This is a genomic window from Chitinivibrionales bacterium (assembly GCA_035516255.1).
Lineage (GTDB): Bacteria > Fibrobacterota > Chitinivibrionia > Chitinivibrionales > FEN-1185 > FEN-1185.
On sequence record DATJAL010000031.1, the window covers coordinates 79,093 to 98,682 of the forward strand.

General features: G+C 55.7%; 17 protein-coding genes. 11 read left to right on the forward strand and 6 right to left on the reverse strand.

The window, feature by feature from the left end; translation table 11 throughout:
- Nucleotides 1-51: 51 nt before the first annotated feature.
- Nucleotides 52-501, reverse strand: coding sequence for a preQ(1) synthase (gene queF / locus VLX68_09615; GenBank protein HUI92490.1), 450 nt, complete (start codon nucleotides 499-501; stop codon nucleotides 52-54).
- A gap of 99 nt (nucleotides 502-600) precedes the next feature.
- Between queF and mnmA the strand changes: the two genes are divergently transcribed.
- From mnmA to VLX68_09630, 3 genes are all read left to right on the forward strand, one after another.
- Complete coding sequence (gene mnmA, locus VLX68_09620; GenBank protein ID HUI92491.1) at nucleotides 601-1,650, forward strand: tRNA 2-thiouridine(34) synthase MnmA; 1,050 nt, start codon at nucleotides 601-603, stop codon at nucleotides 1,648-1,650.
- Between the two features lie 141 nt (nucleotides 1,651-1,791).
- Nucleotides 1,792-3,444 (forward strand): DUF4038 domain-containing protein, encoded by a 1,653-nt coding sequence (locus VLX68_09625; GenBank protein HUI92492.1) that lies wholly within the window; start codon nucleotides 1,792-1,794, stop codon nucleotides 3,442-3,444.
- Nucleotides 3,445-3,501: 57 nt separating this feature from the next.
- Nucleotides 3,502-4,326, forward strand: coding sequence for a hypothetical protein (locus tag VLX68_09630; protein HUI92493.1), 825 nt, complete (start codon nucleotides 3,502-3,504; stop codon nucleotides 4,324-4,326).
- 163 nt (nucleotides 4,327-4,489) lie between these two features.
- Here the strand turns inward: VLX68_09630 and VLX68_09635 are convergent, their stop codons facing one another.
- Complete coding sequence (locus tag VLX68_09635; GenBank protein ID HUI92494.1) at nucleotides 4,490-5,041, reverse strand: hypothetical protein; 552 nt, start codon at nucleotides 5,039-5,041, stop codon at nucleotides 4,490-4,492.
- 291 nt (nucleotides 5,042-5,332) lie between these two features.
- On the opposite strand from VLX68_09635, the gene VLX68_09640 reads away from it, so the two are divergent.
- Both VLX68_09640 and VLX68_09645 read left to right on the forward strand, forming a co-directional pair.
- A complete protein-coding gene (locus VLX68_09640; protein ID HUI92495.1) occupies nucleotides 5,333-5,896 on the forward strand; it encodes a hypothetical protein in 564 nt (187 codons plus the stop codon).
- Between the two features lie 33 nt (nucleotides 5,897-5,929).
- Entirely contained in the window at nucleotides 5,930-6,394 is a 465-nt protein-coding gene (locus VLX68_09645; protein HUI92496.1) for a hypothetical protein, read from the forward strand.
- 17 nt (nucleotides 6,395-6,411) lie between these two features.
- Here the strand turns inward: VLX68_09645 and VLX68_09650 are convergent, their stop codons facing one another.
- Complete coding sequence (locus VLX68_09650) at nucleotides 6,412-7,530, reverse strand: hypothetical protein (protein HUI92497.1); 1,119 nt, start codon at nucleotides 7,528-7,530, stop codon at nucleotides 6,412-6,414.
- A 93-nt stretch (nucleotides 7,531-7,623) separates the two neighbouring features.
- The gene (gene dxs, locus VLX68_09655) at nucleotides 7,624-9,510 is read right to left on the reverse strand and encodes a 1-deoxy-D-xylulose-5-phosphate synthase (protein ID HUI92498.1); all 1,887 of its coding nucleotides are present in this window, start codon (nucleotides 9,508-9,510) and stop codon (nucleotides 7,624-7,626) included.
- A gap of 255 nt (nucleotides 9,511-9,765) precedes the next feature.
- Here dxs and tgt point away from each other — a divergent pair, with 255 nt between their 5' ends.
- Nucleotides 9,766-10,959: a tRNA guanosine(34) transglycosylase Tgt gene (tgt, locus tag VLX68_09660; GenBank protein HUI92499.1), complete on the forward strand. Its 1,194-nt coding sequence runs from the start codon at nucleotides 9,766-9,768 to the stop codon at nucleotides 10,957-10,959.
- Complete coding sequence (locus VLX68_09665) at nucleotides 10,952-11,905, forward strand: aminopeptidase (protein ID HUI92500.1); 954 nt, start codon at nucleotides 10,952-10,954, stop codon at nucleotides 11,903-11,905. Before tgt ends, VLX68_09665 begins: the two co-directional genes overlap by 8 nt.
- 58 nt (nucleotides 11,906-11,963) lie before the next feature.
- Here the strand turns inward: VLX68_09665 and VLX68_09670 are convergent, their stop codons facing one another.
- Together VLX68_09670 and VLX68_09675 are read right to left on the reverse strand one after the other, a co-directional pair.
- Nucleotides 11,964-12,428, reverse strand: a complete 465-nt coding sequence (locus tag VLX68_09670; protein HUI92501.1) for a hypothetical protein — start codon at nucleotides 12,426-12,428, stop codon at nucleotides 11,964-11,966.
- Between the two features lie 160 nt (nucleotides 12,429-12,588).
- Nucleotides 12,589-13,611: an FAD-binding oxidoreductase gene (locus VLX68_09675; GenBank protein HUI92502.1), complete on the reverse strand. Its 1,023-nt coding sequence runs from the start codon at nucleotides 13,609-13,611 to the stop codon at nucleotides 12,589-12,591.
- Nucleotides 13,612-13,798: 187 nt separating this feature from the next.
- Between VLX68_09675 and VLX68_09680 the strand changes: the two genes are divergently transcribed.
- From VLX68_09680 to VLX68_09695, 4 genes are all read left to right on the forward strand, one after another.
- Nucleotides 13,799-14,602, forward strand: a complete 804-nt coding sequence (locus tag VLX68_09680; protein HUI92503.1) for a TIGR02757 family protein — start codon at nucleotides 13,799-13,801, stop codon at nucleotides 14,600-14,602.
- A gap of 5 nt (nucleotides 14,603-14,607) precedes the next feature.
- Nucleotides 14,608-16,323, forward strand: a complete 1,716-nt coding sequence (gene ptsP, locus VLX68_09685; GenBank protein ID HUI92504.1) for a phosphoenolpyruvate--protein phosphotransferase — start codon at nucleotides 14,608-14,610, stop codon at nucleotides 16,321-16,323.
- On the forward strand, nucleotides 16,323-18,101 hold the full coding sequence (locus VLX68_09690) for a sigma 54-interacting transcriptional regulator (protein ID HUI92505.1): 1,779 nt from the start codon (nucleotides 16,323-16,325) through the stop codon (nucleotides 18,099-18,101). The genes ptsP and VLX68_09690 overlap by 1 nt, the downstream gene beginning before the upstream one ends.
- A gap of 153 nt (nucleotides 18,102-18,254) precedes the next feature.
- Entirely contained in the window at nucleotides 18,255-19,517 is a 1,263-nt protein-coding gene (locus VLX68_09695) for a hypothetical protein (protein HUI92506.1), read from the forward strand.
- Nucleotides 19,518-19,590 lie beyond the last annotated feature (73 nt).

Below are 19,590 nucleotides of genomic sequence, written 5' to 3' on the forward strand. Positions count from 1 at the left end.
CCATCAATCAAACAATGTGCTGGAAGTGAAAATAATCAATGGAAGGAAAAATTAACTCGTCTTTCCAAAACCTCTGGCGCGGGATTTGTACTTTTTTATAAGGAATTTTGCCGCGGCCGGTCTTTTGCCTGATTCAAACATCACCGTCGTATTCACATTTCCCCGCGGAAAAAAATCGCCGGCCACAAGCAGCCATTTCGGCGAGAGAATGCGCCTGAGCGTGGTAAATAAATGGGCGGTCACGGTCTCGTGGAACGAGCCGATCATGCGGAACGAGTTGAGATACAATTTCCACGATTTGAGTTCGATGCAAGTTTTTGCGGGAAGATAGTACACATCTATGGAAGCAAAGTCTGGATATCCCGTTTTTGGGCACACGCAGGTGAACTCAGGAAAAATGATGCGGATCACTCCCGATGCCGCCCCTTTTTTGCACGGGCACGGAAAGGTGTCGATCCGCGGAAAAGAGTTTTTCCCCAGCGCGTTTTCCAGGAGGGTCATTTTTTCTTTGAACATAAGGTATTTTATCCGTCAACGAAAAGAAAATGATTTTTAAAAAATAATTCAGGTTAAGATTGCACTAGGGTCTAAAAAGTCATTATGGCAAAAATCCTTGTCGCCATGAGCGGCGGCGTGGACTCGTCGGTGGCAGCCGCGCTGCTTGCGAAGCAGGGCCACGAGGTGACCGGCGTCACCATGAAGCTGCTTGATAAAAGCGCATCAGACGCCTCGTCGCAACGCTCGTGCTGCGGCTTCGATTCCTCGCGCGACGCCAAACTGGTCGCCGACGCAATCGGCATCCCGCATTACACGGTCAACGCCGTTGAGGTGTTCAGCGAGACGGTGATGAGGGATTTTTTCGCCGAATACCACAACGGCAGAACGCCGAACCCCTGCGTGCGGTGCAACCGGTTTGTGAAGTTCGACTTCCTCATGAAAAAAGCGGACGAACTCGGTTGCGAGTTCCTGGCAACCGGCCATTACGCGAAACGGGAAGGGCGCCGTCTTTATAAGGGAGCTGATGAGAAAAAAGACCAGTCGTATTTCCTCTACGTTATTTACGAAGCGGCAATCGAGCGGATACTGTTTCCGCTTGGAGGCAGGACCAAAACTGAAATCCGGGGAATTGCCTCAAAGCTCGGCCTTGTCACGGCGAAAAAACCCGAAAGCCAGGACATCTGCTTTGTAGAAAACGGAAAATATTTCGCGGCGCTTGAGCCGGAAGAGGGGCATTCATCGGGTCCGATAGTCGATTGCTCCGGAAAAATACTGGGCCGGCATCACGGCATTTTCCGTTATACCGTCGGCCAGCACAAGGGGCTCGGCTCGCTGGGAAGAAAAATGTTTGTAAAAGAAATCAGGCCTGCCGACAATACCGTGGTCGTTGGTTTGGAAGACGAGTTATTCGCAAGAAAGATTTGTTTGGAAGATGTGGTAATTGCTGGCGGCTATGTCATTGATTCAAAAGAAGAATATGACATTCAGGTGAGGTATCGCGGAAAGCCTGTCAAAGGGTTGGTTTCATCATCAGGAAACAGTCTTGCGGTGTCCCTCGCCGAGCCGGTGCGCGCAATCGCGCCAGGGCAGTCCGCGGTGGTTTACGACGGAGAAATGGTAGTGGGCGGCGGAGTGATTGATAAGGCGGAGTGACAATTTGAGTCCTTAATCCGACTTGACCTTTTAAAAAGTGTCGCTCCGTGTCACCATTGACAAAAAACCATAAAAGCCGTATATTCTCAGAAGCAATTAGTGTCCGTTTAGCGCGGGGGTTTGAAGGATAGGTGGGGCTTTATGAAATCCATGGGGGTATCACGGGCGTTGACATCAGCGATCATGATTATAGTTGCTTCTGCTGCCGTTCTCAGTGCCGCACCTTCGTATCCGGTCAAAATGAGCGCAAACAAGCGCTACCTTGTCGACCAGAACAATGTTCCGTTCCTCATTCACGGAGATTCGCCACAGGCGCTCATGGTGAACCTTTCCGAGGCAGACGCCGATACGTTTTTCGCGGACCGCCAGCGGTTCGGATTCAACGCCGCGTGGGTCAACCTGCTCTGCGCAACGTACACGGGCGGCCGCGCGGACGGCAGCACCTTCGACGGCATCGCGCCGTTCACGACCTCAATGGACCTTTCCGCGCCCAACGAAACGTACTTTACACGGTGCGACCACATGATCCAGTCTGCCGCGTCGCACGGGATCACCGTGGTACTTGACCCGTGCGAAACAGGCAGCTTCCTTTCCGTGATGAAGCAGAACGGCGTGGCAAAGTGCCGCGCCTACGGCAGATACCTGGGCGACCGGTACAAGAATTTCGACAACATCATCTGGATGAGCGGAAACGACTTCCAGAGCTGGAGCGATAATTATTCAGACTCGGTTGCCACGGCGGTCGCGCTCGGGATCAAGGACAACGACACGAGGCATCTGCACACCGTGGAGCTGGATTATGTGGTGAGCGGGTCGCTCGACGATCCGAATTGGGCGGCCATCGTGGGACTCGACGCGTCGTACACCTATTACCCCACCTATGCGCAGGTGCTTCTGGACTACAACCGCGCGCTCGGCAAAATGCCCGTTTTCTTAGTGGAGGCGAACTACGAGTTCGAGGGAAACAACGGCATCATGACCACTATAAAGGTGCTCCGTGAACAGGCATACTGGGCCATGCTTTCGGGCGCCACCGGCGAAATGTACGGCAACGGCTACACGTGGCCCTTCAAGTCGGGATGGAAATCGCATTACGACACCCCGGGCGCCACCCAGGTCGGCTACGCAAGGGCGTTTTTCGCGTCGCGGCAGTGGTGGAACCTCGTGCCCGACCAGAACCACAATATCCTGACGAAAGGATACGGCACGTTCGCGTCCACCGGCTTCGACCTCGCGGCAAACGATTACGCGACCGCGGCAATCACGGCGGACAGTTCGTTTTTCGCAGCATATCTTCCGTCAGGCAGGACGGTCACGATAGACATGACGAAGCTCCGTCCACAGGTCAACGCCCAGTGGTTCGACCCTTCCAGCAACACGTCCTCAACAATCACGGGCTCGCCGTTTGCAAATACGGGTGCGCACGATTTTACGCCGCCCGCGACCAACAGCGGCGGCGACGGGGATTTCGTGCTGGTGCTCGAGTCCGGCCAGGCGTCGGCTGCACATGTCCCGTCGGTGAAGACCGGCGGCGCTTTGTTTACAATCAGGAACACCGTACAGGGCCTGCGTATCGAGTTTGACGGGAACGTCGCCCCGGGCCTTAAGCGCGCCGCGCTGTTTGACGCGGCCGGACGGATGGTGAAATGTTTCGTCGGGTCTGCCGGAAAGGATTTGCCGGTTCCCGACGGATGCCTCGTGATGCCCGGTGAAATACCTCCGGGGGTGTATATGTTCAAGGCGGATTTCACAAACAAGACGGCCGCGGCGCGCGTCGTGATTGACAAGAGATAGCCTTAACGAGTTGCGGCGCCCTTGCCGGTGATTCGGAGCGAACGGCGGCGAACAGGCATGAAATTCCGTATTGTTGCACCCGCGGTCTGCGTCCTCGCCTCAATAACGCTTGCCGAACCGCTGCCGGCGTTCTTCCAGTCACTTTTTCAAAAACATCAGCGGCAGATCCTGCAAAAATTTTCCGGGCAATGTTCCCAAATCTGCGGAAAGCTGGATATTGACAAAAGCGACACCTCCGCGATAAGCGCGGTCAATTCGCTCCTGTTCCTGCACGCGCTTTTCACCGCCACGGACGCGACCGACTGCACCCGCGGCGGCATCCTCAAAACGGTTTATCTATGGCATTGGACAGACCCCAACCCGCGGCATTTTCTGCTTCACCTGCCGGATTCGGCAAAGCTTGTTGCCATGAAACCTCCCAAGGGATTTGAAAAGTACAAATCGCTTGCGGACATAGACCGTTTGCCATGCATTTACCTGGGTGACGCGGTATCATCGGCGCCCTCGTATTACCATCCGCTGTGCGGGGAAATGTTCACGTTCGGCTGGTGCAGCGAAAGGGAAATGGCGTTCAATGCGCTGCTGCAGATTTTGGGGTTCGACTGCAAAATAAAGCAGGAGGGGATTCACGTGTGGTCGGAGGTCCTTTTGAAAACGGCGCGTCATGACGAGCCCGGGACGCTGCTGGTCATTTCTCTTGATAATACTTTTAACGCAGTCGGCTGCGGGAAAATGCGGATAAAACATCAGACATGGAAAGATGATGTTGGAAAAGGCGGACAAGTCAAGTGGTACAATGCCGTGGCGCATTCGGCGAAGCAGGAGGGTTTGGTAAAAAACATTGAGGTGAGCGAACCCGCCCGGCTGAGGATTGAAAGGTAAGTGCTATCGTGGATTGGAGAGTAATTGACAAAATGACATCAGGATGCATTCGCGAATATTCTTGATCGTTTAAAGCCGCATTTCAAACAACAGGTCATTTGCTTATTAAAAAAGCCCCGCATACGCAGGGCTTTTTTAATAACGAACGTATCAATTCCGTTATTTAGAATCCCTGCAGATGGTCGGTATCCTCATGTTTTTTCGGATCCTCTTTTTCTTCTTTCTCGAAATCTGCGACGGTCTCCTTGTAATCCTTGTCGCCCAGCACCGGCGCTTTTTCTTCGGTGTTGACAATCAGGCAGTCCATCTCCTTCTGCTGCTCCTCGAATTCCTTGAGGGTGCCGGGCGTAAAACCGGTACGCGCCGACCAGACGCCGATGAAAATCGATTGGCACAAATAATACACCTTGCCCGCCTCAAAATTGATTTTCGCGCACGCCTTGTTCTCGGCGTCTGCAATCACATAATGCGAGCCGGGATCGACCTTTGTGGCGAAAAAGCATTTACCCTTTGTGGTCCCGATATAGGCCTTGTCCAGGTAGTTGTGGATCTCCTTGACCCATCCGAACGACGTCGTGCGGTAGATGACCAGCGTCGCCTTTGATTGGTCGGCTTTTATTTCCGGGCACGCTGCTGGTTTTCTCATGTACTGGTTGCCGCACCCTGCGATGAAGAATACCAGCATGGCCGTAACGCCGACTTTTTTAAAAGACATAAAACCTCCGTTGGGAAAAAGTTGTTGTTTTAACCGGTTGTCGTCTGATATTGCACAAACGATGCCATATCAAGGCACTTGGTAAAATAAATTTATAAAAATTGATAAGAAAGGGGAAATTTGCGTTGAGGCTCCCATGTCTTGTAGTATGAACGCCATTTCTTTCTGATGGATCATACGGAGGTTCGATTGGTCATGAAAAATGCGGTTTTAACCGCTTTACAAACAATAAACAGTACAATTTCCTTGGTTTTAAAGTGTAATATCATTGAACAGTTTTAAGGAGGGATTATGAAAACAAGAATAATGATAAGAGCAAGGTTATGGGTGGAATTATTAATGATATGCCTGGCAGCTGGTGCGGGTACGTCTGCATTGGCGCGCGGGGGTGGATTCCACGGAGGCGGTTTTCACGGAGGTGGATTCCATGGGAGCGGTTTTCATGGGTATGCATGGTCGCACGGATTTTACGGCCCGCATCGCTGGGGTGGATTTTATATAGGCCCCGATTGGTTTTGGGGCCCTACAGTGGTAGTAGCAGGAGTCCCTTACTATTTCTATAATGGCTGCTATTACACTTATGACGGGGACGTTCTCGTGGCGGTCGATCAGTCGCTTGTGGCTCCGGCCCCGGCACCGGCGGCCGCCGTGCCGTCACCGGCAACCACACCAAAGGTTGGGTCAGCGCTGGCTCAAAAGTCGGATGAAACAATTACTGTAAATGTTCCTAACAACAACGGAGGGTTTACACCCGTTAAGCTTGTTAAAACAGACAAAGGTTATGTCGGCCCGCAAGGAGAATTATATACGGGTCATCCGACGGTTGACGAACTGAAAGTGTTGTATGGAAAATAATCCTTCCAGGAAGCGGGGGTGAGGGAGGAAACTATGAGAATCCTTTTCACAGGCGTGATAGTTGTATTTTTGGGGGCTGCATATGCGGGGGGCGCTCCAGGCGCGGAGCGATACGTGACACCGGCGAAAAGCGAAATACCGGTTTTTGCGCATGATCCGATCGACACGAGCGAGCAGCCGGTTTTTATTGCCAACTTCGGCGAATGGCTGATGGTGCTCGAATCCAGCGCCGATGCGTACAAGGTGAGCGATATGAAGGGTGAAATCGGCTGGATACCCAAGTCACGGGTACGGCAGTCAGCGGCCGGGGAGGACCTTTCCTTTAACGATGTGAACGTTTTGGCTTACCTCGATAATCCGACGCCGGTCTACATTCTTGACGCAAGCAATGCCCTTGATAAAAGCATCTTGCTCGATCGGTCGTTTTCAGCCGAGCTCATGGATAATATCGACTGGATGACGGTTGAGAGGATCGTCGGCGAGGCTGAGGCACGCTAATGTTGAGAAAGGGAATATTAATAGAATCTTTTTTTTAGTACTTCCCAAATAAGAGTGGCGCCGAAGAGATAACTCGAGCTGGGGGGTTCATAAAAGGTTTCTGAGGCCGATCCGGCGCTTGCCGTTTCGGTGTTGCTTTTTCCAAAGCCGTACCATGAAAGGTAAGGAGAAAATTTTATCGAAAGTTGTTCGTTGAGCAGTTTTTCCATGAAAAGGGCGATGTTCAATGATGTTCGGTTGCCAAGGGTCACATTCGGGAAATTGATCGGAGTCCCGTCCGAGGAAGTCATGGTGACGCCCATATTCCCGGTGAGCATGAAGGTTGCATTGGCGTCCAGGCCCAGGACGAGTTTCGGGGATACGGGACAGGTGAGCAAAACTCCGAGCGGCAGGCCGAGCCAGTAGTAGGTTTCCGAATTAGCAATGTTGGTGGAATAATACAATAATCCCTGATTGTCGATCAGGTTCCGGTACCACAGCTTGAAATCGAGGCCGCTGTAGAGGGCGAAAGGGGCAACGGGGTTGGAAAACGTATATCCCACCTCGCATCCCGCGTGCACGAAGAAATTGTTTTTATTGAACTTGTACGGATCGTATTCGAGCCCCACGGTGTCGCCGTTCCCATTTATCAATAGCTGGCTCTGCAGCGAGCCGTCGTAGGTGTTGCCGAACCCGAGGAGCGCCGTAACCTCGGGCCGCGCCCACAACTTGTTCTCCAGGGAGTAAAATTGCCCCCCGAGGTGGAGCCCGATCAAAAAACCGTATTCGGTGCTCTTGGGAGCGCCCTGGATTTGCGGAGGCCGTCCAAAGTAATCCTTAAAGGACTGGATCTCGTCGCTTATGTCAATTTCCTCCTTGTAATACAGGTAATCGACCGAAACGCCGAAGGAAATGATTTCGCCGTAATCGAACAGGGAGAAAGGGCGCGTCGGCGGCTCTGGATAAACGGGTTGGGCTTCGGCTTTCGGCGGCTCGGACTCCGGCGCCGATGGCCTTGACATGGCGGAATCCATCGGAAGGAGGCCGGCGGAATCCGCCGCGCTCCCGGGCGTCTGGGCGTAAAGCGCCGCCACGGAAAAAAGCGCTATTGCCGCGGTTTTGGTCGTGTGGTGAGGGGACATAATCGTTTTACCCATAAAATTAATCTTTCTTTTAAGGCAAGGGGATGATTTTATGCGATTTTGGCGGCGGCAAAACGGGCGCCCTCGAAGTGATAAAACCGCGGGGGATTATTTGGCCTTCAGGAATTCCCTGATGCGTGCGGCGACCGTCGGGGGATCGAGTCCGATATTTTCGAGGAGCCGTGCCGTGTTGCCGTGTTCCAGAAACCGGTCGGGATAGCCGAGGCACAGGATCTTGGGCCTGTGTTCCGCCTTTGACACAGCGGCGAGCTCGAGCACCGCCGAACCGAACCCTCCCGTGATGGTATTGCTTTCAAGGGTCACGACATGCGGGTGGGTTGAAAAAAGTTTTTGGTAAAATTCGCCTGAAAGCGGCTTGACAAACCGCGCATTGACCAGCGTCGGGTTCAGGCCTTCTTTTTCGAGCAGGCCGCACGCCGCCGTGGCGTTGGCAAAAAGGTCTCCCGCGCACAGAAGTGCCAAACCGGAACCGTTCCTGACGGTCTCCGGTTGCGGGATCGGAATGGGGGATCGGTCGCCGTCGAGCACATCGTCCGGAACTGCGCCGCGGCCGTAGCGGATGAAGACCGGTCCCTTGGTATAGGCCATTGCGGTATGGAGCATGCGGCAAAGCTCGCCGCCGCTGCGCGGCGCCATGATCACGGCGCCGGGAACGCTCCTGACAAAGGAGAGATCGAGCATGCCGTGGTGCGTGGGCCCGTCCTCGCCCACGATGCCGGCGCGGTCGATGCAGAAGGTGACGTTGAGGCCGTCGAGCGCCACGTCGTGGACGACCTGGTCAAAGGCGCGCTGGAGGAACGTTGAATAGACGGCCACCACGGGCTTGAGCCCCTTGAGCGCGAGGCCCGCGGCAAAGGTCACGGCGTGGCCCTCGGCGATGCCGACATCAAAGAAACGGTTGGGGAACTCGTCGCGGAACACCGAAAGGCCGGTGCCGTCGGGCATCGCGGCCGTGATCGCGACAACGTCGCCGCGGTCGCGGCCGATTTCGACCAGCGTTGCGCCGAACAGGTCGCTGTACGAGGGGTTTGTTTTCGGTGCGGCCACCACGTCGCCGGTGTCAAGGGCGAATTTCGAAATGCCGTGATATTTGGTGGCATCGTCCTCGGCGAAACGGTACCCTTTTCCCTTTGTGGTGATCGTGTGGACAAGCACCGGGCCCTTGGTGTGGCTTTTAATGAAATTAAAAACTTCGACCAGTTCGGAAATGTTGTGGCCGTCAAACGGGCCGAAATACCTGATGCCCATGTCTTCGAACAGCTTGCCCGGGATGACGAAGTGCTTGATGGCCTCGTCGATGTCGTGGATCAGCGTGCGGATCCTGTTTCCGACCCTCGGCAGCCGGCCCGTGAGCTCCCACAGCTCGTCCTTGATTTTGTTGTACCGCTTGTCGGTGATCACCCGGTTGAGATACCGCGACAGAGCGCCCACGTTCTGCGAAATCGACATCTTGTTGTCGTTGACCACGATGATCATGTCGGTGGAAAGGGTGCCCAGGTTGTTGAGCCCCTCAAAGGCGAGCCCGCCGGAAAGCGAGCCGTCGCCGATCACCGCGATCACGGCATGGTTTTCCTTTTTCATGTCCCGGCCGATGGCAAGGCCGAGCGCCGCGGAAATGGAGGTTGACGCATGACCCACCGAAACCGCATCGTACTCGCTTTCCGAAATGCGCGGGAAACCGCTTATGCCGCCGATCTGGCGGAGTTCCTTGAACTGCTCCCTTCTGCCGGTGAGGATTTTATGCGCGTATGCCTGGTGGCCCACGTCCCAGACGATTTTGTCAACCGGCGTTTTGAAGCAGTAGTGGAGCGCGACCGCGAGCTCGACGGCGCCGAGGCTTGACGCCAAGTGCCCCCCGCTCCGGCTTACGTAGGTGAGCATAAACTCGCGGATCTCATCGGCAACATCGGGGAGCTTTTCGAGGGGAAGGTTCCGCAGGTCGGCCGGGCTGTTAATGGATTCTATGAGGTTCATGTGTGGAAACGTATTTTATTATATGAAAAGTATTTTTGACGTGGTAATTATTGATTAAAGATACCTGAAAATTACGGAAATTTCAACAACTACCGGTAGGGAACCTTTAATAATTAATAAATTACGCATTTTTTGTCCACCCCGCTTAAACGGGAGTCCATCGTTCTATCTGGGCCTTCTATCATTGATTCCCGCTTTTGCGGGAATGACGCCATGGAGATGCAATCGTTAAAAGCTCCAGGGAAATGTTTACTTATGAATAATACGATACAACCGATGTTTTTCAACCTTGTGCACGCCGACCATGCCACAAAGGCGCGCGCCGGGATAATCCGAACCGCTCATGGACCCGTTGAGACGCCCGTGTTCATGCCCGTGGGGACGCAGGCGACGGTCAAGTCGCTTTCGCCGGCAGACCTTGACGAATGCGGATGCTCCATGATCCTCGCGAACACCTACCATCTGCACCTGCGGCCGGGCGACGAGCTTGTCGCCGCCGCGGGCGGGCTCCATGCATTCGAGAGCTGGGAGCGGCCGATCCTCACGGACAGCGGCGGGTTCCAGGTGTTCAGCCTTCGCGACATTTCCAAGATCACGGACGAGGGTGTCTGGTTCCAGTCGTACATCGACGGCTCGAAACATTTTTTCTCGCCGGAGCGTTCCATCGAGATCCAGCGCAACCTCGGCGCCGACGTCATCATGGTGTTCGACGAATGCCCGCCCGCAAAGGCCGCTGCCCGCGATATTGAGCGGGCCGTTGACCGCACCATCCAGTGGGCCTGGCGCTGCCGCGACGCGCACGCGGCCCAGCCAATCAAGCACGGATATCCGCAGGAGCTGTTCGCGGTTGTCCAGGGCGGCCTTGACAAAGGACAGCGGCGGCGCTGCGCCGAAGCGCTGGTCGGGCTCGACCTGCCAGGGTATGCCGTGGGCGGGCTGGCCGTGGGCGAGACCGTCCCGGAGATGTATGATGCGGCCGCCTTCACCTGCTCGCTGCTGCCGGAAGCCAAGCCGCGGTACCTCATGGGCGTCGGCACGCCTGAAAACATCATTGAATGCATTTCCCGCGGCATTGACATGTTCGACTGCGTGCTGCCCACGCGCAACGCGCGTAACGGGACCGCGTTTTCGTGGGACGGAAAAATCAACATAAGGAATGCCTGCCACACGAGGGACTTCGGCCGCGGCCTGAGCGCCTCATGCGGCTGCTACGCGTGCAAAAATTTCAGCAGGGCGTATCTGCGCCATTTATTTCTTGCCGGAGAAATTTTATCCTTGCGGCTCCTCACCCTGCACAATGTTTATTTCTATATGGACCTGGTGCGGCAGGCGCGCGCCCATATCGTCCAGGGTGATTTTGCCGCATTTTCAGCGGAAACGCTTTCGCGAATGCAAAAAACGGAAAGCGGCGGCGAAGAACGGCTTGCCACGGGAGCGGACGATGAATGAGCAGTTCAGGGAATCGGCGCGCATCGCGCTCATGGAATGCCTCGGCCTCGGCCGGCAGGAAACGCTCCTTGTCGTATGCGACCCGCCCTGCGCCGAGATCGGGTGGATGTTCTGGAGCGTGGGCAGCAAGCGGTGCCGGGAGGCGGTGCTGGTGCAGATCTCGCCGCGCAAGCAGAACGGCAACGAGCCCCCGCAGCCGGTGGGCGAGTGGTTCGGCAGGTTCGACGTCGCCGTGATGCCCACGTCAAAATCGCTCTCGCACACCCAGGCGCGTCGCAAGGCCAGCGAGCAGGGCACGCGCATCGCCACGCTGCCCGGCATAACCAAGGACATGTTCGTCCGCACCATGCGTACCGACTGGAAAAAACTCGGCATCATCACGCGCAAGGTGGCCGGGCTGCTTTCTTGCGCAAAGGCGGTGAGAATAACCTCGGACGCAGGCACCGATCTTTCGTTTAAAACCGGCGGCAGGGCTGCCAAGGCCGACGACGGCCGCCTCATCTTCAAAGGCGCGTTTGGAAACCTGCCCGCGGGCGAGGCCTACCTTGCGCCGCTCGAAGGTACGGCCGAGGGCCGCATCGTCATCGACGGATCGTTTCCGCTCGCCGGACTGTGCAAAACGCCGCTTGACATACGGGTGAAAAAGGGGAAGGTGGCCGAGGTCGGCGAGCACCTCTGCAAGGCCGAGCTCGAGCAGCTGTTCAAAAAATACGGCTCGCCCGCGAAAAACATCGCGGAGTTCGGCGTGGGTACGCTCGACACCGCGATCATTTCCGGCAACACGCTCGAGGACGAAAAAGTGAGGGGGACCTGCCACATCGCGTTCGGCGACAATGCGTCCATGGGCGGCTGGGTGAAGGTGCCGATGCATCTGGACGGAATAATAAAAAGGCCGACGATATGGCTGGATGAAAAGTTGTGGATGAAAAATGGAATACTAGTGTAAAGATTGCGGATTGTGGAATTCGGATTGCGGATTTTTTTTAAAGTTCTGATAGTCTGATTTAAATCCTATTAATCCCCAATAATCTGATTGCAACTTCAGGATCAATCCTAAACGCGCTGCCTTTCCCCTGAAAAAAATCATGCCTTTCAATTAACATCATTGACAACGGCGTAATGACGATTGATTCGCCACTTTTCTTGTCTGTCACTACTGTCTCGCCCTTGGGAAGTGTGCCGTCCTCCGGAAAAGGCGAGGGGATCCGTCCTCGCGCTTCATGGTGGACCGCAATCACTCCAGGGCTGATTTCAACGGGATTCCCAAGCGCCCGTTCCGCGGTGATGTATGTTTTTCGCAATGCTGCAACAAGATTGTTTTTACCGATCCCAAGCCTTGCCAGTATTATTAAATCTTCCTGAATGATTTCCTCAGGCGCTCTTTCATCATTTCCAAGATATCCCTGCGCAGAAAATTTTGAAGGGCCAAGAGCGGCTTTAAGATCTGTTTTTCCATTTTCTAGGTTCATTTTATTTCCTTTTAACGATCCTTGTTATCAAGTAGGATATCGGACCTGTTGATTTTTTTTCGCGTTAGGCAGGACTGGAGGCCGCGCCGTAGCGCGGTGCTCCCCGGCGCCCCGCGAAGCGGCCTCGCGCCGTGGAGACACCCATTTTAATAGAAAAATATTAGGCAAATTTATCATAAAAAATATTTTCATCCTTCATTCCGCCCTTCTTCAATACCGCGAGACAGGCGTTGATCATCCCGGGCGAGCCGCAGAGATACGCTTCATAGTCTGAACAATCGGGAATAATACGTGCCACGACTTCGGTGATGAGCCCGCGTTCGCCGTCCCAGTCGCTGTCCGCAGGTTCGTTGGAAAGTGCAGGCGTAAATGTGAAATCGGCCAGTTCCTTTTTCAGTCCGTTCAGTTCCTCAACAAGAAAAAGGTCTTTTTGCGTGAGCGCGCCGAAAAAATAGTGGATCCGGCGGTTGGATTTCTTCTCGCGCATGTCCTGAAGGATCGACCACATCGGCGCCATGCCGCTTCCCCCGGCAATGCACAACATGGGTTTGCCGGTATTTGTTGCACCGAATTTACCGTAAGGCCCGGAAAAAGAAATGCTGTCGCCTTCCTTTAAAACATCGATCGCCCACGGCGTGAAAATGCCGTTTGGAATTCTGCGGATCATCAATTCCACCGAATTTTTTTGTGATGGAGACGATGCTATTGAGAAATCCCTGAGTACCGCTTCCTTACCATCATAAGGCATTGATTTTAATTGAAGATACTGACCTGATCTAAAGTCGATTGTTGAAGGGTTCACAAGGCCGATGCTGAGCCCAAGAATATCATAGGTGTACATTTTTTTCCGCAGGACTTTTCCTGAAAAGCGCTTTACTGAAAAAAGTTCTTCGGGAATTTCTATGGCAATGTTCTTTTCGGGTTTGGTCTGGCAGGCAAGGCGGACGCCGTCTTTTTTTTCAAGGTCCGACAGCAGCGCTAATTCCGGCGGCGTGGGGGGGGTGTCGGGAGATATAACTTTTATTTTGCAATACCCGCACCGCGCGTTGCCGCCGCAGGCGGAGGGAATAAAAACGCCGTTTCTGGCAAGTCCTGCAAGGAGCGAGGATCCCTTGTTGACCTGAACCTTTTTTCGACCGCGGTTTATATCAACCGAGATTGATAAAACAGTTGACGGGTTCATTAATGCTTTCCACGCCGTTAATGTCCAAAAGACCATTAAAACTATTTCATGATTCAGTTCAAGACAACCAGTAAAATGCCTTTTAGCCGTTTGTGCCGCTCAAATTTATCAAGCGCTTCAGCCGTAATTAATAAAATAAGAAACAGACGAAAAGGAATGTATTTTTTATCTGAAGGATGCAACCTTGATGAGCGGTCAACTTAAGGCTGAGTTGGACAACATTTACACGGTTTTTCATTGTCCATATTATTTGTATCTTGATCCGGTTCAGTATGTCCATCGGTTCGTAGGAAAACAAAACATCGAAATCGGCGGCCTTCTGTGTTCGTCCCTTTCTTACGGCAGGGTGGAGCAGATTCGAAACAGCATTGAAAAAGTGCTTCGGATCACGGGGACCGAAATTTATGATTTCTCCACTGCTGTTCCGCTGCGTGAAAAAATGAGACTCCTTTCCGGCATTAAACACAGGTTCAATACCGGAACGGATATCGCGCTGCTGCTCGAATGCTGCGCTGTAGCGACCGGGCATTACGGATCGCTTGAGGCGTTGTTCGTAAAAGGCCTGAAAAAGTCCGAGAATACAATAAAAGAAGCCCTGGACAAATTTGTCCTGTCCATGCGTGCCGTTGCCGCCGCAATTCTTAAAAACAGGCCTTCCGGCATGTATTTTTTCTTGCCAAGGCCGGCCGCGGGCAGCACCTGCAAGCGGCTGAACATGTTTTTGCGGTGGATGATACGGGAGGATGACGGGATTGACTGCGGGGCATGGAAATCAATTTCTCCTTCGAAGCTCGTGATGCCCGTGGACACTCATGTCGCCGCGCTGGCAAAAAGACTGGCACTGACAAAAAGAAAATCGGTTGACTGGCGCATGGCCGAGGAAATCACTGCAACATTGAAAACCGTGTACCCAAACGACCCGGTGCGCTGCGACTTTTCGCTGTGCAGGGCCGGCATGGTTGATTTCAGAAATCTTTGGAAAGCGGCGTGATGCGTATGGCGAAAAAAGTTTTTGAAGGGCTCGCGATCACCTCGGGAAAAGTACTGGCGCCCGCTTGCCTTTACGCATCGGAACTCCATAAGGCGGTTGAGGAATATTCCATCGCCGAGAAGGACCTTTCGGCGGAGCTGCAGCGATTTGAGGCGGCGCTCGCCGAGAGTTCCCGGGAGCTGGAGAGCATCTCCATCAACGTGGCGGACAAGGTAGGCAACGTCGAATCCGAGATATTCATGGCGCAGAAGCACATCATGAACGATGCCGCCATCGTACGGCAGATACGCGAGGGGATCCGTGATAAGAAGAAAAACGCCGAGGCCGTCGTGTTCGAGGTGTTCAGCGCCTACGAGGAAAAGTTCAAGGTCATGGACAACCAATACATGCGCGAGCGCGGCTCCGACATCGTCGAAATCCGGCGGCGGCTGCTCGACAACCTGAAAATGAAGAAGGGCGGCTTCCTCTGCGAAGGTCAGGAACACTGCCAGCGCGGCACGAACCGGATCATCGTCACCGAGGAATTCACGGCCGACATGATGTCGCACATGAATTTCGAGCGCGTGCGCGGGTTCGTCACCGAGCACGGCGGCGTGTCGTCGCACGCCGCGATCATCGCGCGTTCGCTCGGCATCCCGTCGGTCACCGGCGTGCGCGGCATCATGGAACTTGTCAGATGCGGAGATCACGTGCTTCTGGACGGCGACAGCGGGCGGGTGTACCTCAACCCGCCGCACGACCTGGTGAAAAAGGTGATCACCGTCGTCGATGTGAAGGCCCGGGAGAAAATCTCGCTCGTGACCCCGCCCGGCATGGCGGTGCTCGCGAACGCGAGCATCCTCGAGGACGTGCAGCAGGCCGCGCACCTCAGGGCCGACGGCATAGGACTTTACAGAACAGAAATAATGTTCATCAAGGAGGACCGCCTGCTCACCCAGGACGAGCAGCACGGCCGGTACCAGAAGGTGGTGGACGAGATGAAGGGGCGGCCGGTGACGTTCCGGCTGCTCGACGTGGGCGGCGACAAGCCGCTCCCGTTTCTGCGGATCCAGAAGGAGTCCAACCCGTACCTGGGATGGCGCGGCGCGCGGTTTTTGCTGGGCAACCCGGACATCTTCAGCGACCAGGTACGCGCGCTCGGCCGCGTGGCGAAAACCGGGAGGATAAGAATCCTGTTCCCCATGGTCGTTGACGAACGGCAAATACGGATGCTGGTGGAGGGCACGCGCGAGGTGCTGGCGTCGGTTCCGGGCGCCGCCGAAAACGTTGAGCTCGGCGCCATGTTCGAGGTGCCCAGCGCGTGCATGCAGGCGCGGCGGATCTTCAAGCTCGTCGACTTCGGCAGCATCGGCTCGAACGACCTGATCCAATACCTGTTCGCGGTCGACCGGAACAACGAGCAGGTCTCGGCCGACTATAATCCCGAGCATCCCGTTCTGTGGGACCTTTTAACCGATCTGGTGTCCGCCGCGCGCGAGGCGGGCAGGGACCTTTCCATCTGCGGAGAGATGGCGGGCAAGGAGGGCTTTGCCGCGCGATTGCTTGACATAGGAATACATTCGCTCAGCGTGAGCCCCCGGCTGATTCCGCAGGTGCGGAACGAGATGGCGGAATACCATGAGGCCGCCAAAAAAGGCCCTGCGCGTTCTGTAAAGGGCCAGGCCGGCACGAAGCTGAAAACCCGTCTCCTCCATTCACCTTCCGCGACAAAGGCGCAATAATGGGAGGCGTTCTTTTTCTTTGCGCGCATAATTCCTGCCGGAGCCAGATGGCTGAGGCGTTTGCCCGCCGAAGAGCCCCTGCTGGCGTAACGGTCGCGAGCGCAGGGATTGAGCCTACCTCCCTCCATCCGCTCGCAATAAGCACCATGTCGTCGCTGGGCTTTGACATTTCTTCGCAGAAGTCAAAATCTGTCGCGGATCTCGGCACGATGGCCTTCGACCTTGTCGTGACGGTGTGCGACAAAGCCAGGCGAAGGTGCCCCGTTTTCCCCGGCGCGCCCGCAACCATCCATTGGGACGTCAAGGATCCTGAGGACGCAGACGGAACTGATGCGCCGCCGGAACACCGCTTTCTTGAGACCGCGCGGGATCTTGAGCGGCGTGTTTCCGACCTCTTTACAGGCGGCTATTTTTCCGCTTTTATCAGGCAAAAGAAAAATTCCGAAAACATGCTCGACAGCCTTACCGAAGGCGTCATCGCGCACGACCTTGGGCGAAAGATTTTCTTTTTCAGCCGCGGCGCGCAGCGGCTGACCGGCTTTTCGCCGGCCGAGGTGCTCGGGCGCGACTGCCACGACGTGTTCGGACCGTCGCTGTGCGGACCCGCGTGCGCGTTCGACGGCGTGAGCGGCTCCCTGGCGCGCCTCGAACGTCTTCCGTATGGAACAACGCTTAAGAAACGCGACGGCGCTGCGGTGGAACTCGAGGTGACGCGCATGCCCCTTAAAAACGACGGCGCGGAAACCGTGGGCGTGATCGCGTCGCTCAACGACAGGTCGCGCGTGCGGCGCCACCTCCAACAGCAGCTTTCGCAGACCAGCGAATATCGCGGGATCATCGGCCAGGACTATGCCATGCAGCTCATCTTCGACCTCATCCGCGATCTGGGCGAAAGCGATTTCTCGGTCGTGGTCAGCGGCGAGAGCGGAACCGGCAAGGAGCTCGTGGCGCGCGCCATTCACGCCGAAAGCGGGCGCGCCGAGAAATTATTCGTTCCTGTCAATTGCGGCGCGCTGCCCGAGGGCACGCTCGAGAGCGAGCTGTTCGGCCATGTGAAAGGCGCCTTTACCGGCGCGATACGCGACAAGAAGGGCCGCTTCGAGCTCGCCGACGGCGGCACCATGTTCCTCGACGAAGTGGCGGAACTGCCGCCGGCCACGCAGGTGAAGCTCCTGCGCGTGCTGCAGGAGGGCACGTTCGAGGCGGTCGGCGACGAAAAGCCGAAAAAGGTCGACGTGCGGATCATCTGCGCCACGAACAAGAACCTCAAGGAGCTTGTTGTCAAAGGGAAATTCCGCGAAGACCTCTATTACCGGCTGGCGGTGGTGCCCATCGACCTGCCGCCGCTGCGGCAGCGGAAAAACGACATCGCGCTGCTGGCCGAATCGTTTTTAGCGCAGGTGTCGGAAAAGCTCAATAGAAAAAACATGCGGTTTTCGCCTGATGCCATGGCCGTGCTCGTCAATTACCCTTGGCCCGGCAATGTGCGCCAATTGCAGAACGCGATACAATACGCAATGGTGAAATGCCGCGCCGGCGTCGTGGAGGCCGCGCACCTGCCGCCGGAAATCATTGCGAGCATGCCGCTCGCAGAGCAAGGTGTTCAGCTTGAGGGCGCGGGAAAAGCGGGGCGGAAACCGAAATTGTCCTTGCCGGCGGTGGAGCACGCGCTCGAAAAAAGCGGCGGCAACAAGGCAAAGGCCGCGCGCATGCTCGGGGTGGGCAGGGCAACGCTGTATAATTTTATCAATGAGAACAGGGTGCAGGTGCCGGAATAGGGGAATAAAAAATCGCATTGCATCAGAACATTATTCTTCTTCGTTGATTATATTTATCTCAGGATGGGAAATCCTGGATAAGATTCCTCAGCCCCTTCGGGGAAGAAAATTATTTTATTTGCGGATATCAAAATCAAACAGGAGCGATTCATCATGAATTTTCGCAATCGATCATTGCTGTTCATTGCCGTCATTTCATCAATGATGTTGACAATAAGTAATCCTGCTTTCTCCTCCGACGCCGACCGCGTGGCCCAGCTCATCGACGTCATCCGCAAGGGACCGTCGCTGTACCGCACGCAGGAGGCCGCCGCGGCCCAGGTGCGGTTCAATCCGCAGGGCGCGGGCGTGGCAATGACCGACGACGCGTCGTTCGCGGCGATCAAGCAGAGCATCAGGGCCGCGATAAGCCTGGCCGACATGGGCCCCGCGGCGAAGGAGGCCGTTCCGGCCCTCATCGAGGTGTTTCCGAGGGCCGAGCACGTTGCTATCATCGCCAACGCGCAGTACGGCCCGGGCGTGGGAAAGTTTGAGGACTGGGTGTCGACCTATACGCTCAGCGCGAAAAACAAGTTCATTCTTTCGTCGCCGTTCATCGAATACCAGACCCTCAGCCGCTGCGAGCAGTTCGTCGAGGCCTCGGCCTACACCGACATCCACGACAAGCGCACCTCGGGCCAGCGGATCGTGTCGGCGCTTGCCGACATTTACGTCGTGCTCAGGATCAACGCGGCCGCGTGCGCGCTGTCGAGCATCACCGGCGTTTCGCCGGGAAACACGCCCGAGGCGTGGCGGTCGTGGTACGCGAGCATCCAGGTGTCGAGCGCGCCCGCGCCGGCGTCAAACACCGCGCCGCCCACCAAGGTGACCGTCATTTCCACGCCGGCCAACCCGCCGTCCGATTACGTTATAGGCGCCCGATACCAGTTGCGGATGTCAACCGGCGACTTCATCACCGGCACGCTCGAGGGCGTTGACGAGTCGTCCATCACCTTTCGGCTTGACAACGGGGGAAGGTACATTTACGAAAAGAGCTTTGTCCGCGAACGGACCCTTCTTTCGGCGCCCTATTCCGCCTCGACCACCTATTCCACCGCTCCGGCATATTCTCCCGCGCCGGCGCAAAGCGCCCCGGCGGCGGCCGCGCAGGCGTATCCCGGCTCCGTGAGCTACGAGGACCTGATGAACTTCACCTATTCCGGCAGGATGATGGAGGTGTACCTGCAGAACGGCTCGGTGCTCAGGGGCACGCTCGGCGTGGTGGACGCGACCATCATGCACCTGAACGTTGACGGAGTGGAAATGCCGATCTCGCGCAGCGTGATCCTGCGGGTGGTGGCCGTGCCCGATGCGGCGAGCACCAAACCCTCCCCGAGCAACACGGGCGGCTCCTCGGGCGGCCCGACCCCGTGGTAAAAAAAATCACCGCACAGGCGCAAAGAACGCAAAGAAGAAAAAAGTGATCTAAAATTCTGCAATGGATTTCTTT

Excerpts from the sequence above, each read along its gene's own strand:
- queF (HUI92490.1), bottom strand. The coding sequence starts at position 501 with ATGACCCTCCTGGAAAACGCGCTGGGGAAAAACTCTTTTCCGCGGATC.
- mnmA (HUI92491.1), top strand. The coding sequence starts at position 601 with ATGGCAAAAATCCTTGTCGCCATGAGCGGCGGCGTGGACTCGTCGGTG.
- VLX68_09625 (HUI92492.1), top strand. The coding sequence starts at position 1,792 with ATGAAATCCATGGGGGTATCACGGGCGTTGACATCAGCGATCATGATT.
- VLX68_09630 (HUI92493.1), top strand. The coding sequence starts at position 3,502 with ATGAAATTCCGTATTGTTGCACCCGCGGTCTGCGTCCTCGCCTCAATA.
- VLX68_09635 (HUI92494.1), bottom strand. The coding sequence starts at position 5,041 with ATGTCTTTTAAAAAAGTCGGCGTTACGGCCATGCTGGTATTCTTCATC.
- VLX68_09640 (HUI92495.1), top strand. The coding sequence starts at position 5,333 with ATGAAAACAAGAATAATGATAAGAGCAAGGTTATGGGTGGAATTATTA.
- VLX68_09645 (HUI92496.1), top strand. The coding sequence starts at position 5,930 with ATGAGAATCCTTTTCACAGGCGTGATAGTTGTATTTTTGGGGGCTGCA.
- VLX68_09650 (HUI92497.1), bottom strand. The coding sequence starts at position 7,530 with ATGGGTAAAACGATTATGTCCCCTCACCACACGACCAAAACCGCGGCA.
- dxs (HUI92498.1), bottom strand. The coding sequence starts at position 9,510 with ATGAACCTCATAGAATCCATTAACAGCCCGGCCGACCTGCGGAACCTT.
- tgt (HUI92499.1), top strand. The coding sequence starts at position 9,766 with ATGAATAATACGATACAACCGATGTTTTTCAACCTTGTGCACGCCGAC.
- VLX68_09665 (HUI92500.1), top strand. The coding sequence starts at position 10,952 with ATGAATGAGCAGTTCAGGGAATCGGCGCGCATCGCGCTCATGGAATGC.
- VLX68_09670 (HUI92501.1), bottom strand. The coding sequence starts at position 12,428 with ATGAACCTAGAAAATGGAAAAACAGATCTTAAAGCCGCTCTTGGCCCT.
- VLX68_09675 (HUI92502.1), bottom strand. The coding sequence starts at position 13,611 with ATGAACCCGTCAACTGTTTTATCAATCTCGGTTGATATAAACCGCGGT.
- VLX68_09680 (HUI92503.1), top strand. The coding sequence starts at position 13,799 with ATGAGCGGTCAACTTAAGGCTGAGTTGGACAACATTTACACGGTTTTT.
- ptsP (HUI92504.1), top strand. The coding sequence starts at position 14,608 with ATGGCGAAAAAAGTTTTTGAAGGGCTCGCGATCACCTCGGGAAAAGTA.
- VLX68_09690 (HUI92505.1), top strand. The coding sequence starts at position 16,323 with ATGGGAGGCGTTCTTTTTCTTTGCGCGCATAATTCCTGCCGGAGCCAG.
- VLX68_09695 (HUI92506.1), top strand. The coding sequence starts at position 18,255 with ATGAATTTTCGCAATCGATCATTGCTGTTCATTGCCGTCATTTCATCA.